The organism is Lentzea kristufekii, assembly GCF_033949925.1.
Taxonomy (GTDB): Bacteria; Actinomycetota; Actinomycetes; order Mycobacteriales; family Pseudonocardiaceae; genus Lentzea; species Lentzea kristufekii.
In genome coordinates this window covers 1-11,648 of record NZ_JAXAVV010000053.1, presented here as the reverse complement: position 1 = coordinate 11,648, position 11,648 = coordinate 1, and the positions used below count along the sequence as shown (strand labels likewise).

Here is an 11,648-nt window from a genome sequence, read left to right as displayed (position 1 = left end):
AAGAGCCGGAGCTACGGCCCCGCGAAGGGCTGGAGGCGCGGCGCGAGATGGCGCGGCGGGCGCCTGCGATCAGTCGGCCGATACGGCCTCGCATGGTGATCACTCCTCTCCATTGTCGGTGGTGGGCAGGTCGACGCCGAGCAGCGCAGCCGCGGCGCGGCCGTCGAGGTACTTGTCTCCGATGTGCATCAGCCGCGCGGCTTTGAGGAACGCTTCCTTCTCGTCGCGGGACTTGAAGCACAGGGCGAACCAGAACTCGGAGTCGGTGGCGAGGCGGAACCGTTCGTCCTCGCGCTTGGTGCGTTCGCGGAACCCGATCGCCAGGGCGTCGAGCTCGGCGCCGGCGTCGGCCGCCAGGTCTCCGGTGTACTCGACGTCGGCCAGGGGATCAGGTTCGGGTTCGGCATTGAGCTGCGCGAGCAGGTCCGCGTTGGAGGACGGGCCGCCGAGCACGGCGGTAGATTGGAGCTGTGCCAGGAGATCGGCGTTGGGGTCAGGCGGCGAGGCCACGGCGGAACACCTCCAAGTCGGCGAGCGGGAACCAGTCCAAGATCCGCTGGTAGTCCTCGGGCGCGTGCTGGCGGATCGGGTCGAGGAACCGGAAGTCCAGGCCGTCGAATGAGCGGCCGAACCACTCGTACTCGGGTGGGAGCGGGCAGTTGTGGCGCTTGAGTGCGTCGCGGACGTCGGCGATGCGCCAGTCCCACACGATGCTGACCTTGCGCAGCTGCTCGCGTTTCGGGCCGTGGGTGACCATCGCCATGCGTCGGTTCGGCGAGTCCGCGGCGCGCACGCCATCGGCGTTCCAAACGCCGGCGAGGCCCAGATCCTCCCGGAGCATGTCCGCCATCTCCTCATACGTCGCCTCGGGAAGCTGCGCGGCCTCGATCACTGCCGCCCGCTCCGGGGGCTGGAACAGCAGGCTGTTGAGCCACCGGTACAGCGTCGGGTGCGGCAGGTCCAAGATCTCCGTCTGGAAGAAGTCCTCGTAGAACTTCCGAGAGTCCTCGATGAACCGCAGGCCTGGCACCAAGTACAGGTGGTAGGGGACGACGGTGATCCCGGCCTCGCGCATCGCCAGCCACGCGGCCAGCGAGTCCTTGCCCCGGCTGAAGCCGAGAAGAACCGGGTTTCCGTCAGCGGCGAGTTCGGTGCGGATCTGCTCCGAGCTCGCGATGCCGTCGATCTCGATGGGCAGCGGGTCACCTCCTGGTGGCGTGATGCAGGCTGCATCACGTGATGCGCGGTGCATCACGAACGGCGGTCAGCAGGGGAGGGGTCACGGGCCGCGAGTCGGGAGACGGTGGACTGGTCCACGTTCGCGTGTGGCGCGATCCGCCGTTGCGGAATGCCGCGTTCGACGGCTTGGCGCACAAGGGATTCCCAGCGCGCGGTCCACGCGGCCACCTGGTCGGCGGCCTGCTCGATCTCGTCGAGCAAACCCTCAGGGTCGCGGCCGGCGTCGGTGCTCACTCACCGGTCCCACGGACGTGGGTTCGGCCGTCACGGAAACTTGGCAGGACGGGAACAGCCCTCAGTGGCTTGTGCCCTTGTGCGCGGCGGAAGGGTCCCTCCCCTGGGCGGGGCGTGCGGCCCGAACGGGCGGCGTCGGCGGCGTGACTCACGGGTGGTTCCACCCTCCTCGGGTACGTGGGTCCAGGGCGGTGGCCTTGGCATGGCACGGGGCACACAGACCACGGCCACGGGCGGGACTGTCAGGGTCCAGGCCAGCGGCTACCAGCTGCCTGCGGGTGAGCGGCCAGTGGTCTGCCACGGTGGACGGAGCAGGGCACGGCCGGTTGGTGTGGGCGGCACAGTCCAGGCGGTCACAGCGGCACACCCGGTCACGGGCCAGTACAGCGGGACGGAACCGGGACCGGTGACGGCCGGTGTAGCCACGCTGTGCGCTGGTCCCGTAGGCCCTGCGGCCACGGGAACGGCAGGGCTGGCAGTGGCCACCGGTGGCAGTGGTGTTCGGGCACCCCGGACGGGTGCACGGGCGGGCGGCACGGGACGGCACGGCCTCACCCCCCCCGGACAGAGGACAGCCCCAGCACGGGGTGTGCTGGGGCTGTCGGGTGTTCAGATGTCCTGCGGGCGGCTACTTGACGGGCTTGATTGCCTTACGGGCCAGGCGGAACGCGTCGTGCACGTAGTGCTTGGAGCTGAACAGCACGTCCATCGCCCGGCCCTGCTCGTCCATGTCCCCGTTCTCCAGCCTCTTGGCCGGGTCCAGGTGCTCGGCAATGATCATGACGGCCTGGAGTGCAGCCCACCACGTCCCAGCAATGCTGGCGGTGATGTCCACCTTGCCGTAGGTCAGCGCCTTCAAGGCGGCGTGGGCCAGGCCGTGCCGCTCGCGCTTGTCCTTGGGGGCGGCATCACCGAGGTAGGGGAACAGGGCGTTCGTGAGCCCGGTGAACTCGGCATCGGTGATCTTGCGGCCCATCAGGGCATTGGCCAGTTCCTCGAACCGCTCGCGGTAGATGTTGAGCAGGCTCAGGGCATCGCTGGTCTCCGAGATCCGCGTGTCTTTGTCATCGGCGGCACCGAGGTCGTAGACGTGGTTCGCGTTGTGTCCCAGGTCAAACGGGAAGCTGGTCTGACTGGCCACCCGGACGGGGCTGACCATGACCTGAGACGGGCGGCCAGGCACCAGGGAGTTGACCAGGACCAGGCGGAGTTCCACCGGGTCCTTGCCACCCACCATGACCGGTTCGGGGTGGCGGATGCTGGCGAACGCTCCCTTGCCCTCCCAGAGCGGTCCGGCCGGTCCGGTCTTGCCCTTGACCTCTTTCATGATCAGGGTCAGCATGTCGGCCCGGACCTCGATCGGGACCGGAATCCTCTCGGACTTGGTGTGTCCGAGCACGTCGAACCCGAACTCGGATTCCGGGTTCTTCCGCATGAGCGCGAACGATCCGAACATCGGGACCGGAATGCAGGTGTCGTCCTTGATGACACGGGGCTCCGCGTCCGGCTCGTCCAGGCTCGGGCATTCCTTCTTGTGCAGCTCCCCGACCGCCCTTTCGCAGTCAATGCACAAGCCGGTCGGCGCGAGGGCCACCACGCCTTCCGGCTTCACGTCCCAGCCGGACAATCCGGCCTTGTTCAGCAGGTCGGAAATCGACCGGGACCCGTTGTTACGCGTCGCGATCCGCGCCCACGAGTCCTTCCCCGGCTTGATTGGCCCCGGCACCACGGCGGCGGCCTTGGCCTCTGCTTTGTCCGGGACAGCGGGAGCGGTCTTGCTGTCCTTGCTGGCAACGGCCTTGTTGCTACCAGCCTTGGCAGGGGCCTTGGTGGCCGGAGTCTTGGCAGGTGCCTTGGGGCTGCCCTTGGCGGCTACAGGCTTGGCTACGGGCTTGGCAGCGGCCTTGGCGGCAGGCTTGGCGGGTGCTTTCGGTGCGGGTTTCGGGGTGTTCTGGGCAGCGGTAACCGGTTCGGTCATTGGTTTGTCCTCTGAACTCGGACAGCATCCATTCACGGTGCTGTGTTGTAAAGGATTGGAGACACCACAAACATTACCGGTGTTCCCAAGTCTCACAAGCAATTCAGGGGATTTCTGAACAAAGTGACTACGAACGGTCTAACGCATTGTTTTACGATCTTCCGCGAGGAAAAGCGCAATAAGAAAGGGTCTGCGAACCGGAGTTCGCAGACCCTTTCCTGTCCTCGTGAATTTGTCTCAGTAAAGCCCGGAGGAACGCGGGTCATCCGGGTGGACAGCCCGCGCACCATCGAGCGGGGTTACTTCCAGGTGGCCATGCGCCAGAGCGCGTCGACCTCGGGCAGGTGCCGGTGCGGGGTGATGCGCGCGACCCAGTCCAGCAGCTCGGCGCGGCCCGCGTCGGTGAGGTGATACGGCACCAGCACGGCGTCCGCCTCGCCCACGGGCGGGGCCATGAGCCCGCGCCGGATCGCCCGGTTGCGGGCGGCCGGTGTCGTGACGCTCTCCAGCACCCACGGCCACGTCATTCCGCTGGCCAGCATCCACAGGACACGACGCACCGGAAGATCGTCGGCCAGCTCCCTGAACGCCTGGGAGTCACGGGTGATCGGGCCTGGGATGGGAGGCCTCTCGTCCCGGACGAGCGCGTGCTGCCCGAGCGCACCCCGCATGGACGGGATGTCGCTCGTGTCCGGCGTCGAGGCCGCCGGGGTGGTCTGCGGGGTCTCGGTCACGGGGTCGTCACCGCCTCGTAGATCGCCGCGCACACCGGGTCCACGCCGGTGTAGTCGGCCACGATCCGGAACCAGCGAGCCAGCGCCACGCGGCCGGTATCGGCGAGCTGGTAAGGGAAACCGGCCGTGATCGGCGCGGCCACCCATCCCCGGCTCATCGCCCGCATGACACTGTCCATGTCGGACAGCCGGTCCAGCTCCATGGGGCGACCGTCGCCCTTGGCGATGAGGTACGCCACCCGGTAGACGGCCTGGTCCTTCTCCAGCTCCGCCACGGCAGCAGCGCGCTCGGCGGAGGACGGGCGCCTCACCATCCCGTCACGTCCCGCCACAACTGCTGGAAACGCTCGTCCCGCAGGTGCGGGGTGACGGCGTTCTTCCAGTCCCACCACGCCCCCAAACCCTCGGGGGTGAGACACAGGCGGCGGTCACCGACCACCCAGCCGCGCTCCCGTGCGTGGTAGAGCGCCATCGGGTCGGTGCGCTCCCTGACCATCTCGGTCCCCAGGTCCAGGTACAGCACGCACAGCACGTTCATCACGTCCGCGTCCACGGCCAAGGCCTTGTGCAGCGCGTCGAGCTGCGCGTCAGTGCGGTTGATCGCGTACCGGTAGCGTTCGCCCGCCTCGGCGGCAGACAACGCGTCCAGCTCTGGAGTACTCTCAGCCACGTTGGGCGTCCTCTCGGAGTTCCTACTTGGTTTCCGCTCCGGGGGACACCCGACCGCCGCCCTGGGGCTGTGTCACCAGCCGCCAGGGCTTTTACCTGCGATCGGGTGTCCTATTCAGTTGTGACCGTGATCAGGCATCAGGCGGGTTGAGGTACAACCCCGGTCCTTTCACGCGTGTGCGTTGCTGGCTCTCGCTCAACAGGTGCACGGAGTAGTGAAACCTCCGGTCCATCCCGTCGTCGGGGTTTCTCCAGTTGAACGCCTCGAAGAAATCTTCGAGCGCGTTGTGCAGCTCTTCTGCCTCGCAGGTGTACCTCTGCCCGGAGAACAGGAACGCATCCCGCAGCCCAAGTACCGCCAGTGCGAGGTTTTGCGTTCCGTTGTGATGCAGGGCGAATTTTGTTCCCGCTGGGACTACGCTCGTTGCTGGCGTGAGCAGCAACCGGGAGAACATGTGATTGACCAGGTCGGGAAAGTCCAGTCGTTCGGACTTCTTGTACTCCTCGCCGTAAATCCGGGCGGGCGTGCCACTGGTGGTCATGGTGAACCTTTCCGGGTGCGGGTCCGGGGGCAGGAGCCCCCGGACCCTGTGCCCTTGGTCAGAGGGCACTCAGGCACGGCCGGTGGAAGCGGTGGCAGTCACAGAAGAAGCTGTTGACCTTGGTGACCTTCCCGGCATCCGGCATCTCCTCGGAAGCCTCAACCCCCAGGAGCGTGACGTTGCACAGGTGAAAACGCCTCTGTGCGGGGTAGTGAGGGTTGACCCAGTTGTACTGCTGGACCACATCCATGAAGTGGTCGTATTCCCCGCTCAGGTCAACGTCAGGGCCGGGATCGGTCTTGAAATAGCCCCCAATGAACAGGCTCACCTTGTTGCGGGGGAAGTACCTCAGGTTGTACTTGAAGTCAGCCATTGCCTGAAGGTCATTCATCACCTCGGACAACAGGCCCTCAATGCGGCTCACATGGGCAGTGCTCAGGCAACCGGCCCCAAAAAGACGGGGGTCCGGGTTCTGAGTCACCCTGATCCTGACACTCGGATACAGGTTGATCCTGGTAGGCACTGTTCGGTTTCCCTTCATTCCCTTGGTTGCCCTGGTGTGTCACCACCGGGGGCAACTTCTTACCCCTTTATGGTCTCCCTTTTGGGGTCATAGGGCAAGTAAAAGTAATGCGAGCGGAAAACTATTTTTTGAGCTTTGTCGTCCACATTCCTGACCTGCGGAAATGTGGACGCGAAGGCAAAAGAAATTTCGTCGCGGACCACGTGCTGAGAAGCCGGTTCCCAGCCGGTTGAGCGCGGTCCAGGGCGCGGTTCGCGGCCTGCGTCGGTGGGCAGCTCGGCGGCGAGCGACTCTGAGCGCGGCGGCCGGCATAGGTCCGCGGGACGAGGACGCCGGGGTGCGGGCGGCGTCGCGCTCGGCGCGACGGGGAACGATCGCGGCGTGCAGCGGTGCGCCACCGCCCGCGGGGACGAAGACGGCGGCGGGGGACGGGCGCCAGCGTCTTCGTGGACTGGAAAGCCTGATGTGGTCCCGAAACGCCACGATGCCCGCCGCACCGGGGGGAGGTGCGACGGGCATCGGGTTGGGGGGTCTGGGCACACGTGTCCCAGTGCTGACCATTATGCGCACTGAAACGAGTGAAGGTCAACTATGCGGAACTATCACCGTGCGTGATCCCGGTCACTGCCAGGGTTTCGTGGGCGAGCTGTTGATCGAGCATCGTGTTGAGCTGCGCCCACACGTCCAGGCCCCAGCGCTGCCCGCACGCGGCGCACACGGCTTCCACCTGCTCGGCGTCGATGCGCAGTGCCGGGCGGCGCACGAAGTCGCCTTCGTCGTCAGACCAGGCCTGCACGACGTCGACGCGGCAGACCGGGCAGGCCCGCCCGCGCAGCGGAAGCCGCGGTTCGGGGTCGAGGATCTGCCGGGCCTGCGCGACCCAGCGCGTGGACTCCTGCGCGGCCCACACCACGTAGTCCGGGGCGGCGTGCTGCCAGTACCCGGCGTGCTCACCCCAGGCCTGCACCTGCTCGGCCAGCGTCGCCCACGCGGTGTGGCCGTGGGTGCGGCAGCACTGCCGGACCTCGCGCCGGATCGACGCGAGCAGCGACAGCGCACCCAGGCTCGCCGGGGGACGGGAACCCTGTGACGGCCTGCCGGAGACCGCCGAGCCGGGCAAGACGGCTTCCTCGACCTGGCGCAGCAGGGTCAGCACCTCGGCGGTCTCGGTGGTGCCGTTCGCGCGGCGAACCACATGCAGGCCGGGCCGGACGAGCTGGTCCACGGCGACTTCCCAGGACAGGCGCGCGGTCGCGGCCTCATCGCGGCTGGGGACAACCGTGTGGACAGAGTCCGTGTCGGTGTGGACAACCTCGTCGGCGATGAACTGGCGTGCGGCGGTCATGCGGAAGCTCCTTGCGTGGCGGTGCCGGACGCGGCAGCGCCGGACGAAGTCGAGTTGGTGCGCAGGCGCTCGGTCGCGGCCTTGAGCCGGGACGGGTGCATCCGGGTCTCCCGGTCGCGGACCTCGCGCTGGCGCAGGCGGTTGCGGGTCAGGGGGCTGCACGGGATTCCGGCCAGCGCCCTGCAGAACGGACACGGCACCGAACGGGCGAGCGCGTGCTTCTCGTGCCCGCTCCAGCCCATCGCCGCGTAGACCTTGCCGACGCCCCGCGCGCCCGCCGCCTGGTCGGCGGCCCGGTCTCGTGGCAGCGGCGGCCTGGCCGAGCTCGGCGCGGTCGTCCCGGCCGGCCGGGACCGCGCGAGCGTGATCAGCCGGGCGACCTCGGCCGCCGTAGCGCGCTGGACCCGGTTCGGTGCCATTGAACTCAACGCCGCGTGGCACTCGCCGACGCTCCGGCCGCGCAGCTCCCGCAGCCAGTCGGTGATCACGTCCTCGGGTGCGGTGTCGTGGGTGGTGATCCGGTAGTGCGCCAACAGCGCCCGCATGGCGCTGCGGTTGAGCTGCTGGGTTCCGTGCTCGCTCACGCCGCCGCCCCCGTCACCGCACCGTCGTGTGCGCGGTCCTTGGCCGGGTTCTCGGCCGCTGGCACGTCGAGCCCTACGGCCTGGTGCAGCGCGCGTTCCAGGATCGCGTCCAGCGTCGCGGCATCGGCGTGGCCGGGCAGCTCCTCGCGCACGGCCAGCCCGATGGGGCTGGTGTCGTTGTCGGCGATGGCGTCGGCTCGGATCGCCTCCCAGTTCGCCGCCGCCACCTGCTCACGCCGCCGCGCCTCGGGGGAGGCCGCGGTGAAGCGGGTGCGCATCGCCTCGCCGACCAGCTCGGCCAGCATCGACGTCGAGAGCTGCTTGGTGGCCCACAGCCGCAGGCCCGCCGCGATGGCCGCGGGCTCGACGTCGTCGCGCAACAGGCTGATCACCTCGCCGCGCAGGCGGTCGAGGACCTGCCGGGGCTGACGGGGGCAGTGGGTGGACACCAGCCTCTCGGCTTCACGGCGGCGCAGCTGCCGCACCGAAGACGCCTCGAGTTCGCCATCCACGCCGGCGACGGCGGAGACCTCGGCGGAAACCTTGGCGAGCGGAGCGGCCTCGCGTGTCCGCGCGGGCGTGTCCGCGCTCGTGTGAGTGGGCGCAGGCGCGGGAACACCCACTTGAGTTTTAACCAACGTAAGAGGGACTACTCCAAGCTCCATCTCCCTACTCCCTTCTCCCCTGCCTCGCGGCGAAGGGTTCGCGGAAGGGTTCGGCGAGGGGTTCCCGGAAGGGTTCACCGCAGGTGCGGGCACCGGCTCGAACGGCTCGGCGGGCGCGTCGTCCCGCACCTGGAGGACAGGCGCGGCGGCTGGGCTGGTGCGGGTCGAGCCGCGGACGGACATGGCGGCCTTCACCGACGCGGGCAGCTCACGGGCTCCCGCCTCCAGCTCGACCGCCGCGACCGCCGGGGCCGGGCCGGTGATCTCGACCGGCAGGCGGCGCAGCTCGGCCGCCAGCGCACGGCGCAGCAGCGGCGAGGAGATCTCGAACGCCGAACGCAGCGCCGCCCGCAACACGTTGGGCTGCTTGTAGAGCTGGTCGTTGCGGATGAACGAGCGGATCAGCAGTTCATCGGTGTCCTGGTCGACCACCACGAACCGCGCGGCGTCGAGCTCGGCCAGCGCGGCCCGGATGGAGTCGGCGTCCTGGTCCGGGTGCGCTTTGCTCCAGCGCTTCACCGACACGGTCAGTTCCCCGGAGTACTCCAGCTTGCGTTGCATACACAGCTGGACATAGACGAGCTTGGCGAGCGCGGACAGGCCGATGAAGTCATCGTCGTCCCACATGGACAGGTAGAAGCGAGCGTGGTCGCGTGCCACGGAAACGTTCCCCCAAAACAAGATTCATGGTGCGGTCAGCACGAGATGGCCGCGCGACAGTGCGCGGCAACGAAGGACAGAGCGTCAGGCGGCGGGCCGCTCGGCGTCGTCGCGTCTGTGCAGCAGCGCGGGCGCGGCGAGGTTGAGCGCGTAGATCGCCATCAACTTGCCGGTGTTGCGGCCGTGTTTGTCCGTCGAGCGCACGTAGCGGCCGGTGTGCACCAGCACGTCCAGCGTCAGCATCCGCCGCACGGTCACGCCGATCATCTGCGGCGCGACCCACGAGGGAATGCTTGTTCGCCAACGGTTTGACGTCGTCTCTCGGAACGGGTCGGCCAGCGCGTCGTTCACGACCACCGCCGCCACTGCGCACACGGCGCGACTGTTACGCGGCTCCGCCACCAGTAGGGCGGCGATCTGCTCCACGGTCGTGCCGTAGTCCAGCGGCAAACCGATCAGGTGCTCGGCGACCTCAGCGGCGAGATCGCCCAGCACGGCCGGGGCATCCCCACAGGGAGCCCGACCAGCCCCCCAGGACCGGTCGGGCTTCCGTCGGGCGCTCATGCGGCGGGCAACAGCCTGAACTTGCGCACCGGCACGATGTCCTCGCACTCCCGCGCGACATCCGGGAACCGGTCCTGAACGGTCTTCACTAGGGTGATCACGCGGGACTCGTTGGTCCACTCGACCACGGCCAACCCGTTGACCGTCCCGGTCACCCGGTCGCCCAGGCGCTTCTTCAACCGCGAACGCAACTCCTCCTTGAGCGCGCTCTGCCTCTTGATGGACTCCTCGATGATCCGCAGCAGCTCGACGTCGTGTGCCAGGTCGTCCAACGCGACCGAGCCATCAGCGGAGTTGGTGATGCCTTCGTTGTTCGCCATTGCAGTGGCCGCCCCCTCGGCGGCCGGAAGCGTTGTGGGGCCTGTTAAACATGGCGATGGCCCGGACCAGCGGTCCGGGCATGGATATGACCGCGAGCCACTTGGACAGCAACGCGTGCGACCGTTGCCGTCCCGGCCGTGACGCGGCTTCACCCGAAGGTCGCGGCGTCGTACGCCCTCTGGCGGCGCTACGCACCCCCACCCCCTACTTTCACGCCCATGAAGATTCATCTTCAGTTGGATTGAGATCAACTCTGGCTTGCGTTGAGAGGCGGTGTCAACCACTATGAAGAAAGTTTGTATCCGTCTTCACATGCGTGAAGACCATTTGGGGGAGAGGTAGTGAGCGATCGCAGTAAGAGCGTCATGCCGGACATCGCGGCGATCCTGAACTCGCTGTTCGATCGACACCTGAAGCCCAACGGCAAACCGCACAGCAACGAGGACGTCGCGTCGTTTGCCCGAGAGCGCGGTGTGGAGATGTCCCAGGCACACCTGTGGAACCTGCGGAACAAGCCGAGCGACCCACGTTTGAGTCACATCAAGGTCATCGCCGAGTTCTTCGGCTACCCACCTGGCTACTTCAACGACGTCGACGTCTATTGGCGAGTCGAACGGCAGTACGGCAACGCGCCGGAGAACGGACTTGTGGACGCGGACATCCCGGTTCAAAGCCCTGGGATCTCACCCGTCTTGTTCCGCAAGGTCTCCGGGATGTCACCGGCGAGTAAGGCGTTGATAGAAGGGTTGATCAACCAGGTCAGTCAGCTGGAGGGCGGTCATGTGCGCGACGAGCACGCCGACTCCTGAGGAAGGTCGAACCCGCCGTCGCTGGTGGCACCGTCTCTTGCGGTTGCGAACTCCCGTTGGCCAGCCAGTGGTCAGCGAGCGGCAGGCGAGTCAGCTTGCGCGCCGGATACCTCTCACTGAGCCGTTCAGCATGGACGTGCTCATACGGAACATCGAGCGCATCGTCGGGGCGTCGATTTCTCTTCACCCGTTCCCGCCAACGGCAATCCGACAGTGGCGTGACGCTGGCGAGCAGCTTCCTGCTGCTCTTTGCCTTGCCGGTGACAACCGCATCTTCGTGTTGTACCGGGAGGACACGACACCAGCACACCAGCGGCACTCGATTCTGCACGAGCTCGGACACATCTGTGCGCGTCACCTTCCGCCGGTCGGAGAGACGCCCACTGAAGAACTCGGCACGGTGCCAGTCGCGCGGGCAAAGCACCGCAGCTTCTACGACGACTCGATGGAGCGCGCGGCCGAAGCTTTCGCCTACACGATGGAAAGCCGCATCGGCTTGATGCGCGCAAACGAGAATCGTCCAACTGACCCGACCTACCAAGAGGCCGTAGACCGCTACGGCTCGATCCTCGAAGGTTGATGGCCCGCTGATGACCTCAGTGTTCCCGATCATGGTCACCTTCGTCACCGCAGCGCTGCTGTTCTGGCTCCATTCTTATCGACTTACCCGCAAGCCCGGTGTCCGTGCGATGTGCTGGGCTCTCGCGCTGCTGGACGTGGCCGTGTTCCTGGGAGGACCGGTAACCGGCTTGCTCGACAGTGATCTCGGACTACCTGCTTT

Annotated in this window: 17 protein-coding genes; 3 read left to right on the top strand and 14 right to left on the bottom strand. The window is 67.2% G+C overall.

Annotated elements, in window-relative coordinates; genetic code table 11:
* Positions 1-99 precede the first annotated feature (99 nt).
* The 14 genes from SK571_RS45595 to SK571_RS45530 form a co-directional block, all read right to left on the bottom strand.
* A complete protein-coding gene (locus SK571_RS45595; RefSeq protein WP_319990338.1) occupies positions 100-510 on the bottom strand; it encodes a hypothetical protein in 411 nt (136 codons plus the stop codon).
* On the bottom strand, positions 494-1,252 hold the full coding sequence (locus SK571_RS45590) for an adenine nucleotide alpha hydrolase family protein (RefSeq protein ID WP_319990337.1): 759 nt from the start codon (positions 1,250-1,252) through the stop codon (positions 494-496). The genes SK571_RS45595 and SK571_RS45590 overlap by 17 nt, the downstream gene beginning before the upstream one ends.
* A complete protein-coding gene (locus tag SK571_RS45585) occupies positions 1,252-1,473 on the bottom strand; it encodes a hypothetical protein (RefSeq protein ID WP_319990336.1) in 222 nt (73 codons plus the stop codon). The genes SK571_RS45590 and SK571_RS45585 overlap by 1 nt, the downstream gene beginning before the upstream one ends.
* A 628-nt stretch (positions 1,474-2,101) precedes the next feature.
* Positions 2,102-3,451 (bottom strand): DUF932 domain-containing protein, encoded by a 1,350-nt coding sequence (locus tag SK571_RS45580; protein ID WP_319990335.1) that lies wholly within the window; start codon positions 3,449-3,451, stop codon positions 2,102-2,104.
* A gap of 299 nt (positions 3,452-3,750) precedes the next feature.
* A complete protein-coding gene (locus SK571_RS45575) occupies positions 3,751-4,185 on the bottom strand; it encodes a hypothetical protein (protein ID WP_319990334.1) in 435 nt (144 codons plus the stop codon).
* Positions 4,182-4,499 carry a hypothetical protein gene (locus SK571_RS45570; protein ID WP_319990333.1) on the bottom strand — a complete coding sequence of 106 codons (318 nt, stop codon included), beginning with the start codon at positions 4,497-4,499 and terminating at the stop codon, positions 4,182-4,184. The genes SK571_RS45575 and SK571_RS45570 overlap by 4 nt, the downstream gene beginning before the upstream one ends.
* Complete coding sequence (locus tag SK571_RS45565; protein ID WP_319990332.1) at positions 4,493-4,855, bottom strand: hypothetical protein; 363 nt, start codon at positions 4,853-4,855, stop codon at positions 4,493-4,495. Before SK571_RS45565 ends, SK571_RS45570 begins: the two co-directional genes overlap by 7 nt.
* 130 nt (positions 4,856-4,985) lie before the next feature.
* A complete protein-coding gene (locus tag SK571_RS45560) occupies positions 4,986-5,396 on the bottom strand; it encodes a hypothetical protein (protein WP_319990331.1) in 411 nt (136 codons plus the stop codon).
* A 58-nt stretch (positions 5,397-5,454) separates the two neighbouring features.
* Positions 5,455-5,820 carry a hypothetical protein gene (locus SK571_RS45555; protein WP_319990330.1) on the bottom strand — a complete coding sequence of 122 codons (366 nt, stop codon included), beginning with the start codon at positions 5,818-5,820 and terminating at the stop codon, positions 5,455-5,457.
* Positions 5,821-6,508: 688 nt separating this feature from the next.
* Positions 6,509-7,264 (bottom strand): DUF7341 domain-containing protein, encoded by a 756-nt coding sequence (locus SK571_RS45550; RefSeq protein ID WP_319990329.1) that lies wholly within the window; start codon positions 7,262-7,264, stop codon positions 6,509-6,511.
* Positions 7,261-7,848, bottom strand: coding sequence for a zinc finger domain-containing protein (locus tag SK571_RS45545; protein WP_319990328.1), 588 nt, complete (start codon positions 7,846-7,848; stop codon positions 7,261-7,263). Before SK571_RS45545 ends, SK571_RS45550 begins: the two co-directional genes overlap by 4 nt.
* A complete protein-coding gene (locus SK571_RS45540) occupies positions 7,845-9,173 on the bottom strand; it encodes a hypothetical protein (protein WP_319990327.1) in 1,329 nt (442 codons plus the stop codon). The genes SK571_RS45545 and SK571_RS45540 overlap by 4 nt, the downstream gene beginning before the upstream one ends.
* An 84-nt stretch (positions 9,174-9,257) precedes the next feature.
* Positions 9,258-9,668 (bottom strand): hypothetical protein, encoded by a 411-nt coding sequence (locus tag SK571_RS45535; RefSeq protein ID WP_319990326.1) that lies wholly within the window; start codon positions 9,666-9,668, stop codon positions 9,258-9,260.
* Positions 9,669-9,733: 65 nt separating this feature from the next.
* Positions 9,734-10,057, bottom strand: coding sequence for a hypothetical protein (locus SK571_RS45530; RefSeq protein ID WP_319990325.1), 324 nt, complete (start codon positions 10,055-10,057; stop codon positions 9,734-9,736).
* A 342-nt stretch (positions 10,058-10,399) separates the two neighbouring features.
* Between SK571_RS45530 and SK571_RS45525 the strand changes: the two genes are divergently transcribed.
* The 3 genes from SK571_RS45525 to SK571_RS45515 form a co-directional block, all read left to right on the top strand.
* Positions 10,400-10,867 (top strand): hypothetical protein, encoded by a 468-nt coding sequence (locus SK571_RS45525; RefSeq protein WP_319990324.1) that lies wholly within the window; start codon positions 10,400-10,402, stop codon positions 10,865-10,867.
* Between the two features lie 130 nt (positions 10,868-10,997).
* Positions 10,998-11,447, top strand: coding sequence for an ImmA/IrrE family metallo-endopeptidase (locus tag SK571_RS45520; RefSeq protein WP_319990323.1), 450 nt, complete (start codon positions 10,998-11,000; stop codon positions 11,445-11,447).
* A 10-nt stretch (positions 11,448-11,457) separates the two neighbouring features.
* Positions 11,458-11,648: hypothetical protein (locus tag SK571_RS45515; protein WP_319990322.1), on the top strand; the 191-nt coding region annotated here is incomplete at its 3' end.

Excerpts from the sequence above, each read along its gene's own strand:
- SK571_RS45550 (WP_319990329.1), bottom strand. The coding sequence starts at position 7,264 with ATGACCGCCGCACGCCAGTTCATCGCCGACGAGGTTGTCCACACCGAC.
- SK571_RS45580 (WP_319990335.1), bottom strand. The coding sequence starts at position 3,451 with ATGACCGAACCGGTTACCGCTGCCCAGAACACCCCGAAACCCGCACCG.
- SK571_RS45570 (WP_319990333.1), bottom strand. The coding sequence starts at position 4,499 with ATGGTGAGGCGCCCGTCCTCCGCCGAGCGCGCTGCTGCCGTGGCGGAG.
- SK571_RS45560 (WP_319990331.1), bottom strand. The coding sequence starts at position 5,396 with ATGACCACCAGTGGCACGCCCGCCCGGATTTACGGCGAGGAGTACAAG.
- SK571_RS45590 (WP_319990337.1), bottom strand. The coding sequence starts at position 1,252 with ATGCACCGCGCATCACGTGATGCAGCCTGCATCACGCCACCAGGAGGT.
- SK571_RS45520 (WP_319990323.1), top strand. The coding sequence starts at position 10,998 with ATGGACGTGCTCATACGGAACATCGAGCGCATCGTCGGGGCGTCGATT.
- SK571_RS45530 (WP_319990325.1), bottom strand. The coding sequence starts at position 10,057 with ATGGCGAACAACGAAGGCATCACCAACTCCGCTGATGGCTCGGTCGCG.